This window comes from Kitasatospora sp. NPDC088264 (assembly GCF_040685715.1).
GTDB lineage: Bacteria > Actinomycetota > Actinomycetes > Streptomycetales > Streptomycetaceae > Kitasatospora.
Genome location: NZ_JBFBIR010000032.1, coordinates 26,903 through 48,089 on the forward strand (window position 1 = coordinate 26,903; position 21,187 = coordinate 48,089).

18 protein-coding genes and 1 pseudogene are annotated in these 21,187 nt (G+C 72.7%); 10 read left to right on the top strand and 9 right to left on the bottom strand.

Annotated features, from left to right (window positions below; translation table 11 throughout):
• Positions 1–768: 768 nt before the first annotated feature.
• Complete coding sequence (locus tag AB0O82_RS23600) at positions 769–1,923, bottom strand: tyrosine-type recombinase/integrase (protein ID WP_363585916.1); 1,155 nt, start codon at positions 1,921–1,923, stop codon at positions 769–771.
• 94 nt (positions 1,924–2,017) lie between these two features.
• On the opposite strand from AB0O82_RS23600, the pseudogene AB0O82_RS23605 reads away from it, so the two are divergent.
• Positions 2,018–2,182, top strand: a pseudogene (locus tag AB0O82_RS23605) (pirin family protein); the annotation flags it as partial.
• Between the two features lie 25 nt (positions 2,183–2,207).
• Here the strand turns inward: AB0O82_RS23605 and AB0O82_RS23610 are convergent.
• On the bottom strand, positions 2,208–2,870 hold the full coding sequence (locus AB0O82_RS23610; protein WP_363585917.1) for a hypothetical protein: 663 nt from the start codon (positions 2,868–2,870) through the stop codon (positions 2,208–2,210).
• A complete protein-coding gene (locus tag AB0O82_RS23615; RefSeq protein WP_363585918.1) occupies positions 2,867–3,427 on the bottom strand; it encodes a sigma factor-like helix-turn-helix DNA-binding protein in 561 nt (186 codons plus the stop codon). Before AB0O82_RS23615 ends, AB0O82_RS23610 begins: the two co-directional genes overlap by 4 nt.
• A gap of 422 nt (positions 3,428–3,849) precedes the next feature.
• On the opposite strand from AB0O82_RS23615, the gene AB0O82_RS23620 reads away from it, so the two are divergent.
• The 6 genes from AB0O82_RS23620 to AB0O82_RS23645 all read left to right on the top strand — a co-directional run bounded on the left by AB0O82_RS23620 (position 3,850) and on the right by AB0O82_RS23645 (position 11,424).
• Positions 3,850–4,668, top strand: a complete 819-nt coding sequence (locus AB0O82_RS23620) for an SAM-dependent methyltransferase (RefSeq protein WP_363585919.1) — start codon at positions 3,850–3,852, stop codon at positions 4,666–4,668.
• 620 nt (positions 4,669–5,288) lie between these two features.
• Positions 5,289–5,411: a hypothetical protein gene (locus tag AB0O82_RS23625; protein WP_363585920.1), complete on the top strand. Its 123-nt coding sequence runs from the start codon at positions 5,289–5,291 to the stop codon at positions 5,409–5,411.
• 17 nt (positions 5,412–5,428) lie between these two features.
• Positions 5,429–8,035 carry a hypothetical protein gene (locus tag AB0O82_RS23630; RefSeq protein WP_363585921.1) on the top strand — a complete coding sequence of 869 codons (2,607 nt, stop codon included), beginning with the start codon at positions 5,429–5,431 and terminating at the stop codon, positions 8,033–8,035.
• A 52-nt stretch (positions 8,036–8,087) separates the two neighbouring features.
• Positions 8,088–9,041 carry a Gfo/Idh/MocA family oxidoreductase gene (locus tag AB0O82_RS23635; protein WP_363585922.1) on the top strand — a complete coding sequence of 318 codons (954 nt, stop codon included), beginning with the start codon at positions 8,088–8,090 and terminating at the stop codon, positions 9,039–9,041.
• A gap of 322 nt (positions 9,042–9,363) precedes the next feature.
• Positions 9,364–9,813: a hypothetical protein gene (locus AB0O82_RS23640; RefSeq protein ID WP_363585923.1), complete on the top strand. Its 450-nt coding sequence runs from the start codon at positions 9,364–9,366 to the stop codon at positions 9,811–9,813.
• 201 nt (positions 9,814–10,014) lie between these two features.
• On the top strand, positions 10,015–11,424 hold the full coding sequence (locus tag AB0O82_RS23645; RefSeq protein ID WP_363585924.1) for a DUF2079 domain-containing protein: 1,410 nt from the start codon (positions 10,015–10,017) through the stop codon (positions 11,422–11,424).
• 169 nt (positions 11,425–11,593) lie between these two features.
• Here the strand turns inward: AB0O82_RS23645 and AB0O82_RS23650 are convergent, their stop codons facing one another.
• Both AB0O82_RS23650 and AB0O82_RS23655 read right to left on the bottom strand, forming a co-directional pair.
• Positions 11,594–12,178 carry a hypothetical protein gene (locus tag AB0O82_RS23650; RefSeq protein ID WP_363585925.1) on the bottom strand — a complete coding sequence of 195 codons (585 nt, stop codon included), beginning with the start codon at positions 12,176–12,178 and terminating at the stop codon, positions 11,594–11,596.
• Positions 12,179–12,472: 294 nt separating this feature from the next.
• Positions 12,473–13,525: a bile acid:sodium symporter family protein gene (locus AB0O82_RS23655; RefSeq protein WP_363585926.1), complete on the bottom strand. Its 1,053-nt coding sequence runs from the start codon at positions 13,523–13,525 to the stop codon at positions 12,473–12,475.
• 124 nt (positions 13,526–13,649) lie between these two features.
• Here AB0O82_RS23655 and AB0O82_RS23660 point away from each other — a divergent pair, with 124 nt between their 5' ends.
• Positions 13,650–14,528, top strand: coding sequence for a LysR substrate-binding domain-containing protein (locus AB0O82_RS23660; protein WP_363585927.1), 879 nt, complete (start codon positions 13,650–13,652; stop codon positions 14,526–14,528).
• A gap of 70 nt (positions 14,529–14,598) precedes the next feature.
• Here the strand turns inward: AB0O82_RS23660 and AB0O82_RS23665 are convergent, their stop codons facing one another.
• The 4 genes from AB0O82_RS23665 to AB0O82_RS23680 all read right to left on the bottom strand — a co-directional run bounded on the left by AB0O82_RS23665 (position 14,599) and on the right by AB0O82_RS23680 (position 18,798).
• On the bottom strand, positions 14,599–15,786 hold the full coding sequence (locus AB0O82_RS23665) for a cytochrome P450 (protein WP_363585928.1): 1,188 nt from the start codon (positions 15,784–15,786) through the stop codon (positions 14,599–14,601).
• A gap of 21 nt (positions 15,787–15,807) precedes the next feature.
• On the bottom strand, positions 15,808–16,566 hold the full coding sequence (locus AB0O82_RS23670; protein ID WP_363585929.1) for a class I SAM-dependent methyltransferase: 759 nt from the start codon (positions 16,564–16,566) through the stop codon (positions 15,808–15,810).
• A gap of 61 nt (positions 16,567–16,627) precedes the next feature.
• The gene (locus tag AB0O82_RS23675; RefSeq protein ID WP_363585930.1) at positions 16,628–17,857 is read right to left on the bottom strand and encodes a YcaO-like family protein; all 1,230 of its coding nucleotides are present in this window, start codon (positions 17,855–17,857) and stop codon (positions 16,628–16,630) included.
• Positions 17,854–18,798, bottom strand: coding sequence for an HEXXH motif-containing putative peptide modification protein (locus tag AB0O82_RS23680; RefSeq protein WP_363585931.1), 945 nt, complete (start codon positions 18,796–18,798; stop codon positions 17,854–17,856). Before AB0O82_RS23680 ends, AB0O82_RS23675 begins: the two co-directional genes overlap by 4 nt.
• 867 nt (positions 18,799–19,665) lie before the next feature.
• Between AB0O82_RS23680 and AB0O82_RS23685 the strand changes: the two genes are divergently transcribed.
• On the top strand, positions 19,666–20,010 hold the full coding sequence (locus AB0O82_RS23685; RefSeq protein WP_363585932.1) for a ferredoxin: 345 nt from the start codon (positions 19,666–19,668) through the stop codon (positions 20,008–20,010).
• Positions 20,011–20,016: 6 nt separating this feature from the next.
• Positions 20,017–21,177 (top strand): glycosyltransferase family 4 protein, encoded by a 1,161-nt coding sequence (locus tag AB0O82_RS23690; protein WP_363585933.1) that lies wholly within the window; start codon positions 20,017–20,019, stop codon positions 21,175–21,177.
• Positions 21,178–21,187: the final 10 nt, after the last annotated feature.

A 21,187-nucleotide genomic window follows, 5' to 3' on the forward strand; every position in this document is an offset into this window, starting at 1 on the left:
CCGCCACGGGCACGGCGGGCAACGGATCGGCAAGATCCTTAGCAGCAGCTTAAGGCCCACTGCGCCCTACGTGCCCGTCTCCTGGGACAGCGGGACCGTTCGGGCGCCAGAGTTCCATCCCGCCGGGCCCGGCATCCTCACCCCTTCCAACGGCGGGAGCTATGCAATGACCGCGAACAGGCGTCGTCGAACTGTTAGAGAACGTGCCCGAGGTCGGGCATCTCGTCCCAGCACGATCTGGGAAGAGGCCCTGAACCGTGCGGTTCTCGGCCTGGCCTCCGCCAGTGCTCCAGCAGCCCTCACCGTTCTCGAATGGTGGGCTCGAACGCACTGATCTCTCATCAGTGGCTCGCATGTGCTCTGAAGTGCGGGCTCGTCGGCCGCCCCTGCGATCCCATCGACGTACCCGCCGGGCGCGGCACAGTCCCTGAACGAGTCGCGCGAGCACACCGGGCGAATGCTGCCGTTCGTGCACGGGATCGGGCCGGTGCACGATCCGCGGGGCAAGCACGAGCTGGCCCGCCCAGAGGTGGTGAGACCGGTCCTGGCGGCGCTCGCGGCGGCCCGGCGAGTGGGCCACCCCGGCATTTGCTGCTGATCGCGACTCAGGCGCCGGAGAGGAGCGCCCCTGCCGCTGCTCGAATCAGCGGCGAATCAACTATTCGACGTGCTCACGGACCCGGCGGTGGGCGGTTGTCGGCCGAGTCCAGCACAGCTGCGTTTGAAGGGGGCCGACCTTTGAGGGCCGGCCCCCTTTATGTCATGTAGCTATACGGCCAAACCGAGGTTCAGGACCTGGGCGGCGCGGCTGATGGAGCCGGGCATGAGGTGGCGGTAGGTCTTGAAGGTGATGTCGACGCTGCGGTGGCCCATCCATTCGGCGACGTCGGTGATGGGGATGTTGTGGCTGAGGCAGTTCGAGGCGAAGAAGTGGCGCAGTCCGTAGAGGACCATGCCGTCAGGGATGTCGAGGGTGCCGGCCTTCTTGATGCGTTGCCACTGGTTGTCGAGGTAGTAGTGCGGGAAGGCCTTGCTGAGGTCACTGGGGTGGCGGAGGAGGTAGCCGTCGGCGGTGCCGTACTTGTCGGCGTACCACTCGATGGTGTGCTTGACGCGGGCTGGTAGCGGGACGTCGCGGTAGTCGTCGGGTTTGCGGTGCTTCAGCGGCCCGTAGGTTTTGGTGGTGTGGTTGACCTGCTCGGTAATGCGGTAGACGTCGTCGGCGACGACGTTGTTGATGTTGACTGCGAATGCCTCGCCGTTGCGCAGGCCGCAGCCGCTCATGAGGTCGGTGACGAGGAGAAGTATGTCGTCGCCGGCGGTGCGGATGCCCTGGAGCTGTTCGAGCGAGGGGATGACGGCGCGCTTCGGGTCGTACTGAGGTGGCTTGACGCCGTCTAGCGGGTTGTCGTCGTAGATGCCGAGTCGATGGGCGTCGAGGAGGATCGCCTTCAGCTTGTCGAAGGCGTTGGCCTGGGTGGCGAGGCCGACGTTGTTGCGCTCCATGTTCTGGATGAAGGCGTCGACGACCTTGTGGTCGAAGGTGCCCATCCGACGGCTGCGGAAGGCCGGGTACAGGTGGTGCTCAAGGAGCGAGTCGAGGTGCCGTATCGACGCGGGACTGAGGTGACGCTGGCCGGGCTTCCACTGCGCGACGTAGGCCCCGAACTGCATCGAGCTGTACTTCTGGATGCGGTCGGCCTTGGTCTGATTGCGCGGGGTGTCCTTCTTCGCCTTGTAGACCTCGGACAAGCGGGAGATGGCCTTGTCCTGGGTGGCGTAGCCGGACTCCTCGACCTGCCTTCCGGCTGCGTCGCGATATCGGATCGTGTACTCGTGCGGGCACTTGGACCACCTCGCTTGAGGGTGCTCGCACTCCTTGAAGAAGGTGCCCATGCCGTGGGCCAGTGTCTTGGTGGCCATGCTGTTCGACTCCCCGCGTACCAAAGCTGACTATTTGCTGACCGGGGATGGTCCATCATGCCTCTGACCTGGGTGAAAACGCTGAATCGGTGATATGTGGTGGAACTTCATCGGCCGGTCCGGTGAGGAGATCACCCGGGCCCGCGAGGACTGGATGTCCACCGCCCGCTTCGGTGACGTCCGCGGCTACGCCGGCGACCGGCTGCGGGCGCCGGAGCTCCCCGCCCTTCCGCTGAAGGCGCGGGGGCGCGTGCGCTGAGGCAGGGAGACGGGGTTCGCGGTCGCTAGCGTTCGTCGGTGAGGTCGCGGACGAGGGTGCTGCTCATCTGGGGGAGTTCGCCGTACTCGGGGTCGTCGCCGGCGACGGGGAGTTGGTGGATGACGGCCGCGAGGCGGGGGGGCAGCTTCACGTCGAGGCCGTAGTGGCACCGGGCGAGGATGTCGGTGAGCACCTGGGCCGGCAGCAGTGCGTGAGGAGTGCTCAGGACACGCTGTGGCGGGCGGGGGTTGGTGGCCAGTGCTTCGGCCTGTTGGCGCCAGACTTCCGCGTCCAGGAACTCCCCGAGGCTGCGGTGCAACAGGCTCAGGAACGACGCGGAGGTGTAGGAACCGCCGCCGGCCGCGAACTGCCACCAGAACTGGGCGCCGTCGCGATGGCCCGCGACGTACAGCAGCGCGCCGAGGACGAGGGCGCCCTCGGGGTGGATCTGCTCGGCGTTGACGAGGAGGCCCAGGGAGGCCGCGGCGGACGGCATCGAGAGGACCAGGGACGCGGCGAGGTCGAGTTCGTGTGCCGCCTGCTTGTGCTCGGAGGACAGCGGACTCGGGGCGGTCAGCAGCCGCTCCCAGGAGACGCCCGTGCCCCCTGGCTGCGGCCGGGGGGCCCGGGTGGGCAGGTGGATGCCGGCCATGTTCGGGTGCAGGGCCCGGTCGTGCTCGGTGCTCACCGGCTCTCCCCGCGTCGGCCGCCGAGCGCCGCGGCCAGACGGTCGAGAGCCTGGCTCGCGGTCGAACGGACGTTGGCCTCGGTCGTCCCCAGGCAGTCGGCGATCTGCTCGTCCGGCAGGTCGAGCAGGTACCGCAGCACGATCACGTCGTGCCGCCGCTCGGACAACCGCCGCAGCGCGACGTGCAGTTGCTCGTGAGTGCCCCCGGTCTCCATCAGGTGCTGCGCCCGCTCGGCGGCGATCCGCACGGCGTAGACCCACCCGGGGACGCTCGCCTGGGTGGGCAGCGGCTCGCCGTTCATCATCAGTTCCGCCAGGGTGGCGCCGATCTCCTCCTTGAGGATCGTCCAGGCGTGGAACGGTGGGATCTTCTCCCGCAGGATGCGCGGCCACTCCTTCCACACGCGTACCTTCGCGATCTCCACCGCTCTGTGTGCGGCGGCGTCGTCGCGAAGGCGCGCGCGGGCGAACCCGGTCCACGCCCCCTCGTGCGTGTCGCAGAACGCGTCGAACGTCAGGCGGTCCCGGTCTCCGACCACCCAGTCGCTCTCGGTCACGTCCCATTCCTCCCCTGCGGCACGCCTGTCGGCTGCCGTCCGGCGCGGGCCGTCGACCGTGGCTGAGCCCCACGGCCGTGCGGCGGTCACAGTGGGAACTCGCTTCCCTGGTAGGAACATTAAGGCGGATTGGATGCCGAGATGTTAAACCGCGACAAGGTGTTTCGAGATCAGACATAAGGTGCGGCGGATGATGGAGATACCGTGCGGAACATGGTCAGAGTGAGTCACTACATGCTCTGATTCGGTCGTCCTGCTTCACGGTCGCGTCGTCACCGGTGGCGGCCCTTGCTTGGCCGTTCGGGCGTGTGGGCATAGTGGAAGGGGCCGCGCCAGGGTCCGCCACCGCTCGCCACGGTGGCGCGGGCGCGGATCGGTCCTGTCCTGCGCAGGGCGAGTCGATGACGTATCAGGGGGAACGCATGACGGACGGCACCGCCAGGACCGACGACGTAGAGGTCAACCTCGACATACACCTGGCCCACTCGGCACGGATGTACGACTACTACCTCGGCGGCACGACGAACTTCCCCGCCGACCGTGAGGCCGCCGGCCGGGCCCTGGCGGTCTTCCCCTACGCCCGCTCCGCCGCGCGCGCCAACCGTGCCTTCATGCGCCGGTCGACGCAGCTGCTCGCCGAGGCCGGGATCCGGCAGTTCCTCGACATCGGCACCGGGATCCCCACCTCGCCGAACCTGCACGAGGTCGCGCAGTCGGTCGCACCGGACGCCAAGGTCGTCTACGCCGACAACGACCCGATCGTGCTCCTCCACGCGCAGGCGCTCCTGCGCGGTACCGAGCAGGGCGTCACCGCCTACGTGCAGGCCGATGTGCGCGAGCCCGGAGACCTGTTGGACTCGGCCCGGGCGATCCTGGACTTCACCCAGCCGATCGCGCTCAGCATGAACGCCCTGCTGCACTTCGTGCCGTTCGAGGCCCAGCGGATCACCGAAGGCCTCAAGGCACAACTGCCCAGCGGTTCCGCGCTGGTGGTCAGCCACTTCACGCAGGACTTCGCCGCCGAGGAGACCGCCCGGCTCATCCAGGTCTACACCGCCGCGGGAACCCCCGTCGCCGCCTGCACCCGTGACGAGTTCGCGCAGTTCTTCACCGGCTGGAACCTCCTGGAGCCGGGCGTCGCGGCCACTCCGCGCTGGCACCCGGCGGCGCCTGCGGACGACACCGAGCACATCACCGACGCAGCGGCCTCCTGCTACGGGGCCGTCGCCATCCGCCCCTGAGCCGTCCTCCCAGTCCGGCAGCTTCCAGTCTGGCAGCTTCGAAGCCCGGATGTTCAAGCCCGGACATCAGCAGGATCCCGCAGGCGGTGATCACCGCCGAGCCCGCGGCGATCGCGACGAAGGAGCCGACGAAGCCGCCCTTGCGCCCCCTGATCGTGCCCCACGCCAGCGACAGGCCCTTGCGGTCCGGCACCACGAGGCGGACCAGCCGTCGGATGCGGCGGATCACCGCGCGCCCAGGTACGTCACGCGCGCCGGGACCTGCCCCGAGGCGTGCCGGCGCGGCTCGCCCGCGAGCCGCAACGGCGGCGTGCCGATCTCCTCCACGGTCGGCGTGGTCATCGGGCTGCACACCCGGGAAAGGCACTCCTGCCGGAATCGGACGGTCCCACTCCGGGAGTGCGGGCGCCACGATCCAGTCCGACGCGTACGACATCCGGCGCCGGTATCAGGCTCCTTGACGAACCGTAACTCCTCGACGCCGCACCCCAACGGATCGACCAGTCGGCGGATGCGGCACGCCACGCAGGTTGAGACATGCTCGGGGAGCCTACCCGAGGCCCCGCCGCGCCCCGTCGTCGTGGCCGAGGAACGCACGGGGTCGGCCGTCTGAAATCCCCATGGACGAGATTGTGGCGCCGCAGCAATCACTGACAAGATTTCAGCACGGCATCCTGTCGCGGGAGATGCCGCCGAACCGACCGTGGCTCGACGCACGTCTGGAGGCCGCATGGCACGGGTGAACCTGAGGGCTGCATTCATGAGCGGCCTTTCGTCCACCGTCACGGCTCAGCAGGTCTTCACCAACCGGGTCGACGAAGTGGCCGCATTCGCCCGGTCGGTCGACGAGCTTCACCGGATGCTGGACGAGGCCGAGGTCTCGCCGGTCGTGGACCGCGGGCAGGGCCGCCGCAATGTGCTGACCTTCTACGGCGTGGGTGGCATAGGCAAGACGACGCTCTCCCACGAGCTGGAGCGCCGCCTCCTCGCCGAAGCGCGGGAGAAGGAGCGCGACGACGTGGTGACCGTGCGGATCGATCTCTCGGAGGAGGGCGCCGGCGACATCGAGAGCCTGTTGCTGCGTCTGAGGGCCGCCCTGGGCCAGTTGGGGAGCCGTTGGCCGGCCTTCGACCTGGCACTGGCCTCCTACTGGGCTCGCGCCCACCCCGGCGAGGCCTTGCAGGAGTTCCTGGACGCCTCGCCGGCGCTGCGGCGCGCCTCGCGGAGCATCGCGCTGGGTGACCAGATCGCGGAGGCCGTGAAGCAGGTCGACCCGGGTGGTCTGGGAGGTCTGACCGGACTGGCCCACCGGGCCGCGCTGGTCACGTACCGCGCTGTCCGGGACCGGGTGCGGGAGGGCCGGCTGCTGGCCGACTGCGATCTGTTCGCCGAACTGGTCGAGGCGGACGCCGACTACGAGACGCTCTCGTACTTCCCGTACCTGCTGGCCTGGGACTTGGAACGGCAGCCCCGGGGCGGTCGGCCGGGCCGGCGGCCCCGGGTGTGCGTCTTCCTCGACACCTTCGAGGTGGTCAACGGTCAGGCCGATCGCGCAGTGGAACGGTTCGTCCAGCGCTGCGCCTATCTGATGCCGAACGTGCTGTTCGTCATCACCGGCCGGAACCGGATCGACTGGGCCGACTCGGGTGCGGGCGGCGAGCTGGACTTCACCGGCCCGGAGTGCTGGCCCCATCTGCACTTCAGCAACGACACGGCCGAACCACGGCAGCACCTCGTGGGGTACCTGTCGGACTCCGACGCGGACAGCTATCTCCGTGAGGCCCTCGTCCGGGACGGTGAGCCCGCGATGTCGGCGGAGATCCGGGAACGCGTCATCTCCGGCGGCCAGGGGCTTCCCCTGTACCTGGACCTGTCGGTCTCCCACTGCGCCGCCCTGCTGGCACGCGGTGGGCAACCTTCCGTGGCGGACTTCGGCGGCTCGTTCACAGCCGTCGCGACCCGGTCGATCAGGGACCTCCCCCGGGAGGAACGCGACCTGGTCCGAACAGCCGCGCTCACCGACCGGGTGGGCGCGGAGCTGCTGCGCGCCGGTCAACCCGGAGTCTCCGACGGGAGCGTGGCACGGTTCCTTCGCCGACCGTTCCTGACACACGACGACGCCTATGCGTTCCCGTACGCGTTGCACGTGGCGTTGCGGCAGGCCATCGGCGAGGCGGACCGGACGCTTCCTGACGGTTGGTCGGATCGTGACCGCAGTGAGGTCGCTGCCCGGCTGCTGAGCTGGCTGGGCGAACGCCTGGGCGCCTCCGGCGGGCGGGTGGCGACGGCGCAAGCCCTCGAAACCGGGCTCAAGCTCTCTGCCGAGCACGGTGTCTTCGACGACTGGATGGCGCTGGCCACGCAGCGACTCGTCGAGGCCGGCCAGTGGTCGGAGCTCGGAGCCGGTCTTACCGGCGCCCCGGTGGGCCTCCCCGAGTACCGGGCGATCCGGGCCGCCATCCGGGGAGTCCAGCTCCGCCGGACCGGCCGCGTCGAGGAGGCGATCGAGTTGCTCGGCGGCGCGGCCGGAGGCGTGCGGCACGGTGGCCGAACGGCACAGCTGGTCCGCATCCACCTCGCCCACGCCCTGCGCAACCACGGCGACTACACGCAGGCCGCGGAGATCTACCGGGGCTTGGTGGGGGGCGAGTTCGACGCGGCCGCCCGCTACTGGCTCAGCGACTTCGACTACCTCAACGGGCGGTTCGCGGCCGCTCTCGCCTCCCTGCATGAACAACCGGTCCGTGGCCCGGAGGACGAAGGCGAACGGCTCCGGCTGACCGGGCACATCTGGCGGGTCAACGCCCGCTTCGAGGAAGCGACTTCCGTCTACCACGAGGCGATCGGCCTGGCGCGGCGCGAGGGACTGGCCGCCGCAGAGGCGAAGGCACTCGCCAACCTGGCGCAGACCGCCTGCTGGTCCGGGGACACGGCAGCCGTCGCCGACGCGGCGGGCCGGGCCCGGGAACTGCTCGACCTGGTGCCCAACCCCGTCGAACTGGTCAAGCTCCGGTCCGCCGAGGCGGTGGCCCACGCCATGGCCGGCGACGTCGGCGCTGCCCGGTCCGCAGTAGGAGACACCCGGCATCTTGCGGACGGGATCGCTTACCGGGGCGGCCACAACCTGGCGGACGTGGCCGAGATCCTCCTCGGCGTCCTCGCCGGTGACCACGAGGGTGCTCGTCGCACGCGATCCGAGCTCGATGCGCGCACCCGTACGTCCGGAGGCAACACCTACTGGGTTCCCATCGCGACCTCCTGGATCGACGGCTCCCTCGCAGCCGCGGAGCACCTGCCTGCCGTCGGCTGGGTGGACGGCCCCGTCGCGTCGTTGGGTCGCTGGGCAGCGGTGGTGACACGTCGATGACTCTCCCCGGCCCCCGCACCTCGGCCGAGTCGTCCGGAGAAAGCAGAGTTTGATGACTGACCTCGTGAGCGTCGGCCTCGTCGGCGTCGGCACCATCGCACAGACCCATCTCACAGTCCTGGCCGAACGGGCCGATGTACTGGTCGAGTTCACGGTCGATCCGAACCGGCCGGAACCGCCCTCGTTCCGTGGAACCACCCCGCGTCACTACGCCGGCCTGGACGACGCGCTCGCGGAGCACCGACCCGATCTGCTCGTGCTCGCCACTCCCACGCACACGCACGCGGAGCTGGCGGCCCAGGCTCTCCGGCTCTCCACGGCCAAGGTGCTGGTCGAGAAACCCCTCGTCCACGACCTCGCCTCGCTCGGGCGGATCCGCGCGCTGGACGAAGCGGTCGACGTGCGGGGCCGGTTGTTCACCGCGCACCACTTCGCCTTCTCTCCGGAGGTCGGCTGGGCGGCGGAACTGCTTGCCGAGCACCCCGAGTGGGGGCCCGTCACGGCCGTCACCTCCGCGTTCTACGACCCCTACGTCCTCAAGGGCACCGATGCCTACGAGTCCTACGGCTCCAGCTGGATGGACTCCGGGGTGAACCAGCTCAGCATGCTCACCCGCCTGGTCGACCTCACGGCGCTCACCTCCGCCCGGCAACTGGACGGCGGCGCCAGCGCGTGGTGCATCGCCGAGTACCGGTCCCGGGGCGAGTCGGGCACCGCACGTCTGCGCAGCAGCTGGCTCACGGGCTCCAGCAGCAAGGAGAGCAGTCTGGTCTTCGGCCGGGCGGGCGTGGAGGTGTGGATCGACCACACCTCCATGACCGGCTTCGCAGCCCGGGACGGTGACCTGCTCGCCGCCTTCGGGACGGACGGTCGGACGGCCCGGAAGGTGGCCCATTACCGGCCGCTGTACGAGAGCCTGCTCTCCGACCGCCCCGACCCGGTCCTCGGGTTCGACGCGGCTGCGAGGATCACCGAGATCCATCACGCGGCGCCCGGCGCGGAGTAGTCCCCGGGGCGGGACGTTGCGACGAGCACCCGCGGGCGCTACCAGGGGGTCAACTCGCCGACCTGGTCGGCGGCCTCCTTCCTCGGGCCGGTCGTGGCGGTTGGAGAGCCGCAGGGCCCGGCGGTTCGCCTCCAGTCACCGGACGGTCTGCGCGTGGGGCCTGCGGGGCCTCCGGCCGGTGGGCCGTGCGCAGTGACAGTTGTCATGTGGTTCGGGAAAAAAAGATCACTGACGAAGTGCCAGGCCGGTGGGGGAGGCTGGCGGTACGGCGGATCGCGGCGGATCGCGGGCGGTGACCGCAGGGCACGCGACAGACGGGGGAGTGGGCACGAAGGTGTTGGTGGCCGAGGCCGGGCTCGGGGGGCTCTGCCTGGCGCACGGGCTGCTCCGGGCCGGCGTGGAGGTGCGGGTCCTTGAGCGGGAGGAGGGGGCGCACAGCCGGTACCAGGGCTTCCGGATCGGCTTGAACGAGCACGGGCGCGCCGCGCTGCGCCAGTGCCTGCCGCAGCGGCTGCACCCCCTGCTGGAGGCCGTCACGGGCCCGATGGCGGGCGAGCGGCGCGTGGTCGACCAGCAGTTGCGCGAGCTGCGCCGGCTCGGCGCGGTGGACGGGGGAACCGCCGTCGACCGGCACGTGCTGCGCCAGCTGCTGCTGGCCGGGCTGACCGCCGTCGCCGGGTACGAGCGGCGGATGATCGACTACGGCTTCGCGGCGGTCGCCGACAGCCTGGAACGCCTGCCGGACTTCGCCCCCCGCGCACCGGTGTCCTGACCGCGCGCACGCGAGCGCACCCGCGTACGCGGGCACGGGGGCGTCACGGTTCCTGAAGGTGTGCTCAGACTTCTTCAGCGGATCTTCAGCGGGTTGGTCGGAGGCTTCTGGGGTCACTCCCCCGTCCGCCTCGTCGCAAGTGAGCCCCCGTTGCCCCTGAGCCCGGTCCGTGCAGCCCGCGCCACGGCCGAGACCCGGCCCGTGCCCGAACGGCGGCGGCCCGCCGCCGAGGGGGCGGGGGCGGCCCTGCTGCCCTGGGCGCTCGCCGCCGTGCTGTTCGCCGCCTACACCGCGCTGTCCGTCTCCCGTCACCTGCACCTGCGGACGAACGGCTTCGACCTGGGCATCTTCGAGCAGGCCGTCCGCGGCTACGCCGAGGGCCGCGCGCCGGTCTCCGAGCTGAAGGGGCCGGGCTTCCACCTGCTCGGGGACCACTTCCACCCGATCCTGGCCACCCTCGCACCGTTCTACCGGGTCTTCCCCTCCGCGCTCACCCTGCTGGTCGCCCAGGCGGCGCTGGTCGCCGTGTCCGCCGTCCCCGTGACCAGGGCCGCGGTGCGGGCGGTCGGCCGGTGGGCGGGCGCGGGCATCGGGGTGGCGTACGGGCTGTCGGTCGGCCTGCAACAGGCCGTCGGCTTCGACTTCCACGAAATCGCCTTTGCCGTACCACTGTTGACGTTCTCTCTGGAGCGGCTGATGCTCCGGCAGTGGCGGTCGGCGGTCGGCTTCGCCCTGCCGCTGCTGCTGGTCAAGGAGGACCTCGCGGCGACGGTCGCCGTCATCGGCTGCTACCTGTTCTGGCACGGCCGCCGCCGACTGGGCGCGGGCGTCGTCGCGCTCTCCGCCGCCACCCTGCTCCTGGTGCTGCTGGTCGTCATCCCGGCCCTCAACCCGGACGGCGCCTACACCTACCTCTCCAGCGTCGACGGCCCGGCCGGCAACCCCGTGACCAGGCTGCTCCTGCCCGGCGAGAAGTGGCACACCGTCGTCACGATTCTGGCCCCCACCGCGTTCCTGGCGCTGCGCTCCCCGCTGATCCTGCTCGCCCTGCCGACGCTGGGCTGGCGCTTCTGGTCCACCAACCCGTCCTACTGGGGGACGGACTTCCACTACGGCGCCGTCCTGATGCCGATCGTCTTCCTCGCCTTCGTCGACGCCCTGACCCGGCTTCGGCTCCGGTTCCGGGCCCGGCACGGCCTGCGGCGGTGGACGGTCCGCGGTTCCGTGGCCGTCGGGCTCGCCGTGACGGCCGCCGCCCTGCCCTCGCAGCCCCTCGCGGAGCTGGCCCGCCCCGCCACCTGGCAGCGCGACGCGACCGTCGACGCGGTGAGCGCGCTGCTGCGCCGGATCCCGGACGGCGCCGAGGTGGCCGCCGCCAACGGCTTCGCGGCCCAACTCACCGGCCGCACCCGGGTCTACCTCTTCCCCCGCTACCCGGGCGCCCCCGGCGCGCGGCCCGACTGGGTGGTGGCAGCCGACCACCCGCGGGACGGGCTCCTCTCCGCCCGCGACGAGGCCGAAGCCCTCCGCGCCCTCCCCGCCGCCGGCTACCGCCCCGTCGCGAGCGCCGCCGGCATCACGGTCTACCGGCTCACCGACCCTGCGGGCTGACCCGGGGCGGTGGTCGGACGACGGGAGGCGTGGTGACAACTCGACGCCAACGTGCGGTGGTTGCGCCGACGCGCGCAGGGCCCGCCACGTGCGGGGTGGCCCTGCGCGGGTCGGAGGGACGACAGGTCGGCGGGACGGAGGGGCGGAGGGACGGCAGGTCGGCCTGGTGTCAGCTGAAGGCGGCGTCGGCGGTCAGCGTCGACTGGGCGATGGGCTGGCCGACTCCGAGCAGGACGTCGACGCAGTTGTCCAGGATCGGCTGGTCGCTGTCGATGTTGAGGACGGTGGTCAGGTTCTCCCCGGCCAGGCGGGTGGAGGAGCCGGTGACGGTGCCGGTGAGGGTCCCGGCCCCGTCGACGTCGACGACGGCGATGTCGGTGATGGTGCTGCTCGCCTGCGTGCCGTCCTTCAGGTTCCAGGTGAAGGTCGCGGTGGAACCCGGCGCCATGGCCGGCGGCGTCAGCGGGTTGCAGCTGAGCGTGCCGAACTTGAGCGTCGCGGTGACGGTGCCGCCCGTCACGGCCGTCGGGCCGCCCTGGGAGTCGAGGCAGCCGCTCGCCGTCCCGCCGATCGCCACGGTGGTGGCCTCCGGGCCGGCCGAGAGCGGCGGGCTGAAGTTGACGGCGGCGTTCACGGTGCAGTTCAGGATTTCCGCGGCGGCCGTCGGGGCGGCGTCGGCGACCGGTGGCACGGCGGTGCACAGGGCGGCGGCGAGAACGGCGGACACGGTGACGGCGCTTCGGCGTACGGACACGTGGATTCCCTTTCTTTCGTCGGACCGGGGGTGTGGCCCTCGCACTCGGAGCGGGGTGGGCCGAAGGGGGACGGTGGCACGGCGCGAGGAATTCCGGCCGTCGCCATCCCGGGGATCCCGCCGATACGCCTCGAATGGTCCAGCGCCGCGGTCCGGCCCTCCGGCGTGGGCGGACACCGGGAAGGCGGCGGCCGGCCGGTCGACGGAGGGGCGCCGGGCCCTGGTCGACCTCGGCACCGTGAAGTGGTTCAACGGCCGTCGACGTCGTCGGCCGCTGAGGGCGCGCGGCGTCCGTCAGGCCACGTGGTCGAGGGCCGGCGCGGCCGTCGGCTGTGCCGTGGCCCCGGCGCCCTCGGCCTGCGCGCCCCAGCGGCGGGCCAGGACGGCGCAGACCATCAGTTGCAGCTGGTGGAAGAGCATCAGCGGCAGCACCATCAGCCCGGCCGCCGGGCCCGGGAAGAGGACGGTGGCCATCGGGACACCGCTGGCCAGGCTCTTCTTGGAGCCGCAGAAGACGATCGCGACCAGGTCGCCCCGGCCGAACCCGAGCCAGCGGCCGACCAGCAGCGTCGCGGTCAGGACCAGCCCCAGCAGCGCCGCCTCCACCCCCAGCAGTGCCGCCAGTCGGGGCAGGGAGAGGGCACCCCACACCCCGCCCACCACGGCGGCGCTGAAGGCGCTGTAGACGACCAGCAGGATCGAGCCGCGGTCGACCAGGCCGAGGACGGCGCGGTGGCGGGCCATCCAGGCGGCGATCCAGCGGCGCAGCACCTGGCCGGCGGCGAAGGGGAGCAGGAGTTGTTCGGCGATCTCCAGCACGGTGCCCGGCGAGACGCCGCCCTTGGTGTGCAGGAGCACGGCGGCGAGCAGCGGGGTCAGGACGATGCCGAAGAGGCTGGAGAAGGTCGCGCTGCAGACCGCCGCGGCCGTGTTGCCGCGGGCGATGGAGGTGAAGGCGATCGAGGACTGCACGGTGGAGGGCAGCAGGGTCAGGAACAGCAGGCCCTGGTAGAGCTGTGGCGACAGCACCGCCGGCACCAGCAGGTGGGCGGCCACCCCGAGCAGGGGGAAGAGGCCGAAGGTGACCGCGAGCACGGTGCCGTGCAGCCGCCACTGCCTGAGCCCCTCCCAGGCCTCGCGGGCGGAGAGCCGGGCGCCGTAGAGGAAGAACAGGACGGCGACCGCGCCGGTGGCGGCGTCCGAGAAGGCCGGTGCGGCGCTGCCGCGGGCGGGGAGCAGGGCGGCCACTGCCACGGTGCCCAGCAGGGCGGCGATGAACGGGTCGACCCGGAGGCGGGCGGGGCGGCGGGGCAGGTGGGAGCGGAGCGGGTGGTTCGGGCGAGGCATGGTTCTCCGCGGTGGCGGTTCGGGTGGGATGGCCCCAGCCTGCCGCCCGCCGGGGTGATTGTGAATCCCGCTGGCGGCACTCACTGTCATCATGATCCGTGATATCAGCGGATAGAATGGCCGGATGTTCGATCCGGTGCAGTTGAGGTCCTTCCTCGCGGTGGCCCAGACCGGCGGCTTCACCCGGGCCGCCCAGCGGCTGGGGCTGCGGCAGTCGACGGTCAGCCAGCACGTGCGGCGGCTGGAGACGGCCGCCGACCGGCAGCTCTTCCTGCGCGACACCCACTCCGTGCAGCTCACCGGCGAGGGCGAGGCCATGCTCGGCTTCGCCCGGACGATCCTGGAGGCGCACGAGCAGGCGCTCGGCTACTTCGCGCGGACGCAGGTGCGCGGGCGGGTGCGGTTCGGCGCCTCGGAGGACTTCGCCCACACCGAGCTGCCGCAGATCCTGCGGAGCTTCCGGCGGAGCAACCCCCAGGTCGACCTCGAACTCACCGTCGGCCTCAGCGCCGTGCTCTACGAGCAGCTGGCCGACGGACGGCTCGACCTGGTACTCGGCAAGCGCCCGCCCGGCGGCGGCTCACAGGGGCAACTGGTGCGGCAGGACAAGCTGGTGTGGATCGCGGCGGAGGACTTCCGGACGGACCCGGCGGAGCCGCTGCCGCTGATCGTCTACCCGCCGCCCAGCTTCACCCGGGTCCGCGCCCTGGAGGTCTGCGAACGCGACGGGCGGCCCTGGCGGATCGCCTGCACCAGCACCAGCCTCTCCGGGGTCCGGGCCGCCGCGCTGGCCGGCCTCGGGGTGGTGCCGCACGCCCGCAGCCTGATCCCGTCGGGCCTGCGGGTGCTGCCCGACCAGCCGGGCCTGCCCAGCCTCGGTACCATCGAGTTCGCCCTCACCACGGGGCGCACCACGGCGCGCGGCCCGGCCCGGGTGCTGGCCCAGGCGGTCCTCGCGGACGCGTTCCGCCTGCAACGCGCACCGGAGCGGGCGGAGCCGTGACCGGGGGTGACGGCCGGGCGTTCCTGCGGCCGTGATCCCCCGGGGGGCGGGCCGGCCCGGGGTGCGGGTGTCACCACCCCACGGGCAGGGTGCGCGGGGCCCGGGTGATCTGGCCGCGTTTCCAGTCGGGGGCGCCGGCCGCGTGGAGGGTCGGGAAACGGGCGACGAGACCGGACAGGGCCTCCTGGAGCTGGACCCGGGCGAGTTGCGCGCCGACGCAGAAGTGGGCGCCGTGCCCGAAGGCCAGGTGTGACGGGGTGTCCCGGGTGAGGTCGAGCAGGTCGGGCCGGTGGTGGACGCGTTCGTCGTGGTTGGCCGACGAGGTGAGCGCGATCACCGCCTCGCCCTCCTTGACCGTCACCCCGCCCAGCACCACGTCCTCGGTGCTCACCCGCAGGTTGGCGCCCACGGTGGCCTGCGCGTACCGCAGCAGCTCCTCGACCGCACCGGGGATCAACGCGGGCTCGCGGCACAGCAGTTCGTAGCGTTCGGGCTGTTCCAGCAGCAGGTGGACCAGACCGGCGAGGCGGTCCGAGGTGGTGCCGTAGCCGCCGGTGAGCAGGACGATGCAGAACGAGATCAGTTCGCCCTCGCTCAGCCGGTCGCCGTCGTCGCGGGCCGCGATGAGGGCGCTCAGCATGTCGTCGGCGGGGTGGGCCCGTTTGGCGGCGACGAGCCCGGTGAGGTAGCCGGTCATCTCCTCCACGGCCGCCATCACCTCGGCGTCCGTCAGGGCGGTGACGCTGCGCACCGCGTCGTCCCAGGCGTCGAGCCGGTCGCCGTCCACGCGGGGTGTCCCCAGCAGGTCGCAGATGACGGTCAGGGGCAGCGGCCGGGTGAAGTGCGCGACGAGGTCGGCGGGGCGCGGGCGCGGTGCCAGGGCCGTCAGCAGGTCGCCGGTCAGGACGGCGATGCCGCGTCGCATCGCCTCCGCCCGGCGGGCGTTGAGCGCGGGCGAGACCAGCCGGCGCAGCCGGGAGTGGTCGGGCGGGTCGGCGGCCAGGATCGAGTCGGGCAGCGTGGTCGTGCGGTTGATCCGGGGGCCCGTTCCCCGGGTCGCGCGGGCGCGGCTGAAGCGGGGGTCGGCCAGGACGCGGCGGACGTCGGCGTGCCGGGTCACCAGCCACGCGGTGTCGCCGCTGGGCAGCCGGACCCGGACGACGGGTTCCTCGCGGCGCAGCCGGGCGAATTCGGGGAGCGGTTCGAGCCCGTCCCGGTGCGGGAAGGGGAAGGGCTCGATGTGTTCGGTCCGGCTCACGCGGCTCTCCATCGGTGGCGGTCAGGGGCGTTCGTAGACGGAGACGTGGTAGGCGCTGTCGCGGGTGAAGGGCGCTCCCGCCCAGTCGCCCCAGCGTTCCTTGAGTCGAAGCCCGGCCCGGCCCGCCATCAGGTCGAGCTCGCCGTGGCCCGCGTAGCGGAACTCGACGTGCAGGTGCCGGGTGCGGCCGTCCTCCTGGATGACGTAGTGCGAGCGGTAGCGCTGGGTCGACGGGTCGAGCCGGCGGTGGCAGAGCACCAGGTGGTCGTCGCCCTCCGCGACGACCTCGGGGCCGGTGGCCGCCGCGAGGGCTTCGGGCACGTGGGCGTCGAGGACGAGGAGGCCGCCGGGGGCGAGGTGCGCCGCCGCGTTGGCGAAGCAGCGTGCCTGGGTGGCCTGGTCGGGCAGTTCGAAGAACGTGCCGCCGCCGAGGAAGACCAGGGTGTAGCTCCCGGCGACCGGCACCTCGGCGAAGTCGCCGATCGTCACGGGGATGTCGGCGCCCCCGGGTTTGGCCCGCAGCCGCCGGACCATGCCCTCGGAGCCGTCGACTCCGTGCACGTCGATCCCGCGCGCCTTCAGCGGCAGGGCCAACCGGCCGGTTCCGATGCCGAGTTCGAGGACGGGCCCGGCGCCGGCGAGGGCGGTGAGCGCGTCGACCGTCGCCCCGCTCACGCCGGGCTTCGCGAACCAGCGGTCGTACGTCTCCGCGAACTCGGTGGCGTAGCCGGGCCCGGGGTCCGAAGGGGGCGGGCCCGAACGGGCGGGTTTCAAGGGCACGGGGTTCAAGGGCGCGGGGTTCACGGGGGCGGGGTCCGAAGGGGCGGGGTTCACGGGGCTCCTAACCGAAGGGGTGCGGGCGGCCGGGGCCGGGGCCGGAGGGCAGCGGGAGGGTGCCGGGGGCGATCACGCGAACCACCCGGACCCCGGCGTCGCGGGCGGGTTTCGCGGTGGTCTCGACGAGGACCACGTCCTGGCCGGTGTGCCCGGCGAGGACGAGCAGCGGGTCGGTGTGCCCGGCGAGGACGAGCAGCGGGTCGGTGTGCCGGGCGAGGCCGTGCTGCGGGTCGGTGTGCCGGGCGAGGCCGTGCTGCGGGTCGGTGTGCCGGGCGAGGGCGTGCTGCGGGCCGGTGCGCCCGGCGCTGCCGGGCCGACCGGCCGGGGGCGGCCGCACACCCCACAGGCGCAGGCTGTCCTGGCGGTGGAACGTCCAGAGCGCGTGCTGGACGGCGGTGGCGGGGGGAGTGGCGCCGTGCCACCGCTCCCAGGTGCGGCGCGCGACCTGCGTCCGCATGCTCCAGCGCACCATCACCGCCTCGTAGGCCGCCTTCTCGACCAGGGCCCCGATCGTGTCCGCCGGCCCGCAGCGGGCCCCGAACGCCTGGCCGGTGCCGTCGGCCCGGTGCACGCACACGACGGCGCAGGCGGTTCCGGCGGGGGCGGGAACGGTGAACGCGGTCGCCACCAGCTCACCGGCCCGCAGGAACGCGGCCAGCGGCGGTGGCGGGACGGCAGGGAGCAGGCTCGGCGGCCGGTCGGAGAGCCCGTACCAGCTGCGGCGCACCAGGTCGCGTTCGAGCACCTCCCAGGCCGCGTGCCGCGCCGCCGCGGCGGGGTCGGGGTGCGCGGCGATGCCGGTGGAGCCAGCGGCGGGCGCGGCGTCGCAGCCGGCCGGGGGGCGGTGCTGCAGGAAGGCCGAGCCCGCCGGGACGAGCACCTCCGCGCCCCGGACGGTGCGACCGCGCACCCACAGCCGGCGGGCGTCGGGCCGCACCGGCGGGGCCAGCGCGGGTACGCCCTGCCGGCGCAGCTCCCGGTGGGTGGTGACGACCTCGGCGGCCGTCTCGGCCTCGCGCCCGGCCAGCACGTTTCCGAGGCGTTCCAGGAGTTCTCCGCGGGCTCCGGTGGCGACCTGGTCCCGGTCGTGCCCGGCGGCGCTGCCCACCAGCACCGGCGCGCCGTCCGCGGCGCTCGTGCCCTCGAACGCGGGCGACCGGGCGGCGACGCGGGCGAACAGCAGCTCCGGCTGGTCGGGGTAGGGGGTGAACACCTGGGGCGTCCACGCCGTCACGCGGGCCCCCCGAGGACGGTGGTGCACTGGGCGAGCACCCGCCGGCCGTGCGCGGTGAGGGTCTCGGTGTGGGCGGTCAGGGTGGTCACGGCCTGGTGCGCGGAGGCCAGCAGGTCCTGGTGCCGGGCGTCGACGGCCGGGCCCAGACCGGTGAGGCGCCGGTAGAGCAGCACGCTGCGCGCCAGGACCACGGTCTGCTGGAAGAGTCCGGTCAGCGGCCGGGGGTCGGCCCGCAGCGGAGTGGCGACCAGCAGGTCGGTGTGCCGGCCCGGCGCGTCCGGGTCGGCGGGCCGGTCGGGCAGCAGGAACGGTTCTGCGAGGGCGGCGGCGTTGCACCTGGTGTGCGCGCCCTCGTGCACCAGCGCCTCGGCGAACCGCACCGGACCGGGCAGCCCGGCGGCGCTCGCCGTCAGCCGCGCGCGGTGGACGAGGACGGCACCGTGCACGGTGAAGTCGGTGTACCCGTCGATGGCGTCGCCCGTCAGCAGCGCGACCTCGGTGACCGACTCCCGCACCTCGGCCGCGGCCTCGGGCCAGACCCGTGCCAGCAGGCCGAGGGACTGGGCCAGCGCCTCCCGCTCGGACCCGCGCCACCGGACGGCGTCGGCGGTGACCGGCGCGCCGTCCGCGCCGGCGCGGGCCGGGATGGACCGCAGCGCGCGGGCCACACTGCGGCTCAGGTGGTCCTGCGGTTCGGCCGGGCCGAAGACGGGCGGCGGCACGTGGTCGAGCCGGGCCGCCAGCGCCCGCCGCAGCTCCGGGGACAGCGGACCGGACCGCAGTGCCTGTTGCACGGTGTGGACGGCGTCGACGGCCGCCGGATGACGCAGTCCGTCGCCCGGCGGTGACGGCAGCTCCGCCCGGTCGAGCACCGCGCGCAGTCGTTCCAGCAGCCGCGCCCGGTCCTCGACGGCCTCGTGGGCGTCCGGTTCGACGTCCATGCTCTCCCTTCCCAGCTCCTGGTCCCTGCTCCTGGACTGGCACCTGCCTCCCGGACAAAGGACGTGCGGCGGGCCGCGAAGGCCCGCCGCACGGCGCGCAGGTCCCTAGTCGCGCGAGGGGACGTCGACCATCAGCGCGAGTTCGGGGAGGTCTTCTTCCACGACCTGCTCGATCTCCTCGTTCATCGAGGACTCCCTTCACCTCACCGGCCCCACCGTTCTCGGCAGGAGTCACCGGCGGTGTCATCGTCCGGGAGGGGGCTCGGCGCCGCCAAGGGTGAGCGGCGGGACACGGTGGGTGTACCGGCCTACGTGGAGGAGTCCGGAATCCGGGCTTGCCGCCCGAACCGCGGGAACGGGATTCCGCACGGGGATCGGAGTGAAATACCGGGCGGGCGCGGAATTTCCGGAGAAGGGGCCCGCACTCGGTCGTCTGCGGTTTTCGCGGATTTCGCCCCGCGGTGATCGGCCCGGGGCGCGTCATCCGGACGGTGGTGGTTTCGCCTCGGCGGCGACCACGGGCGGTGGCGCCTTCCACCCTGTTCCGGCCAGGTCGGTCGGGCCGGACGCGGGCGAAGACGGCCGGATGACGCGGCCTTCCGCTCGGCCGGAAGGGTAGGTAATTTGAGGTCGGCGACCCCCCGTACCACCGGGGCACCACCAGCAAATCGCGCATCTCCGATGGGCAATTGAATGCGCGTCAGTTCGTGTGCGGTGAGTTGTGGCGGGTGGGTTCGAAGGGGGTGGAAACGTCGGTCGGGGCGAAAGCGCCGGGTGCGCCCGCACACGGCGTCGCGCGTGCTCGGGTGGACACGGCCCTTCGCCTCCCGGAGGCGGAGCGGGAACGCAGGACGGAGGGGGGAGCCCATGGGAGGCGACTGGCGGATCGAGGTCGACGGCCGTCGGTGCATCGGTTCGGGGGTGTGCACGAGCACCGCTCCCGGGCGCTTCACGATCGACGACACCCGGCGATCACGGCCGACCGCCGGCGAGATCGCCCCCGACGAACGGGTGCTGGACGCGGCGTTCACCTGCCCGATGGAGGCCATCTCGGTCGTCGAGCGGAGCAGCGGCCTGACCCTCTTCCCGGACGCCGGGCCGCCCGCGGCCGACCGGGAGGAGACGCCGCCGGGCCCACCGGAGCCCGCCCCGCCCCGCCGGCCCGCCGCCGACCCGCACCGGTTGCCGGTGCCCCCACCGATCGAGGAGTAGACCGGAGTGCGCATCGCCTACCTGCACGGCGGCACCATCCCTTCGTTCTTCGCCAACGGCGTCCACGTGATGCGGATGTGCGACGCGTTCACCGCCGCCGGGCACGACGTCACCCTCTACACCGCGCCCGGCTCGTACCCGGCCGACGACGCGTACGCCTACTACGGCGTCCGTCACCGCTTCCCCATCCGCGCCGTGCCCATCCCCGAGGACACCCCGGCCGGCTACTGGCGGCGCGCCGAACGGGTCCGGGACCTGCTGGCCGGTGACACCGCTCCCGACCTCGTCTACGGGCGCGACCCCTACGGCCTCGCCGCCGCGGCGGACCTCGCGCCCTTCGTCTACGAGGTGCACCAGATCCGCCGGGACGTGTCCCCGCCCGGGACGGAGCACCGACTCCTCGGCCACCAGCGGCTCGCCCGGGTCGTCGCGATCACCCACGCGCTCGCCCGCGACTTCCAGGAGGCCCACGCCGCCCTGGGGCCGCTGCCGATCCTCGTCGCCCCCGACTGCGCCGACCCGCCCGCCCCGCCGACCGCGGCCGCACCGACGCTGCCGGGCCGCCCGGACGTGCCGCGGATCGGCTACGTCGGCCACCTCTACGACGGACGCGGGATCGACCTGATCCTCGAACTCGCCGACCGGCTCCCCGGTCTGGACTTCCACCTGATCGGCGGCGCCGCCGAGGACCGGGCCCGCTGGGAGGGATCCTGCGGGCTGCCCAACGTGTTCTTCCACGGGCACCGCCCGCCGGCCGAACTCCCCTCCTACTACCCCTCCTTCGACGTCGTCCTCGCCCCGTACCAGCGGAAGGTCTACACCTGGGGCAGGCTCGGCGAGACCGGGCGCTGGGCCTCGCCGATGAAACTGTTCGAGTACATGTCCCACGGCCGCCCGATCATCGCCTCCGACCTCCCCGTCCTGCGGGAGGTCCTCCAGGACGGCGTCAACTGCCTGCTGCGCCCGCCGGACGAGCCGGACGCCTGGGCCGACGCCCTGGCCGGACTGGTCGCCAACGGGGCCCTGCGTCGCGCCCTCGGCGACGAGGCCCGGCGGCAGCTCCTGGACCGGTACACCTGGCGGCGCCGGGCCGACCGGGTGCTCGCGGGCCTCCCGGGGCCGCGGGGTGAATCATCGCCGAACAAGCATGCGGCGAACGGATTCTGACAATCAGTCA

What these genes read in the sequence shown, in the direction of transcription:
- AB0O82_RS23600 (WP_363585916.1), bottom strand. Translation starts at nt 1,923, where the DNA reads ATGGCCACCAAGACACTGGCCCACGGCATGGGCACCTTCTTCAAGGAG.
- AB0O82_RS23620 (WP_363585919.1), top strand. Translation starts at nt 3,850, where the DNA reads ATGACGGACGGCACCGCCAGGACCGACGACGTAGAGGTCAACCTCGAC.
- AB0O82_RS23625 (WP_363585920.1), top strand. Translation starts at nt 5,289, where the DNA reads ATGGACGAGATTGTGGCGCCGCAGCAATCACTGACAAGATTTCAGCAC.
- AB0O82_RS23630 (WP_363585921.1), top strand. Translation starts at nt 5,429, where the DNA reads ATGAGCGGCCTTTCGTCCACCGTCACGGCTCAGCAGGTCTTCACCAAC.
- AB0O82_RS23635 (WP_363585922.1), top strand. Translation starts at nt 8,088, where the DNA reads ATGACTGACCTCGTGAGCGTCGGCCTCGTCGGCGTCGGCACCATCGCA.
- AB0O82_RS23655 (WP_363585926.1), bottom strand. Translation starts at nt 13,525, where the DNA reads ATGCCTCGCCCGAACCACCCGCTCCGCTCCCACCTGCCCCGCCGCCCC.
- AB0O82_RS23660 (WP_363585927.1), top strand. Translation starts at nt 13,650, where the DNA reads ATGTTCGATCCGGTGCAGTTGAGGTCCTTCCTCGCGGTGGCCCAGACC.
- AB0O82_RS23680 (WP_363585931.1), bottom strand. Translation starts at nt 18,798, where the DNA reads ATGGACGTCGAACCGGACGCCCACGAGGCCGTCGAGGACCGGGCGCGG.
- AB0O82_RS23685 (WP_363585932.1), top strand. Translation starts at nt 19,666, where the DNA reads ATGGGAGGCGACTGGCGGATCGAGGTCGACGGCCGTCGGTGCATCGGT.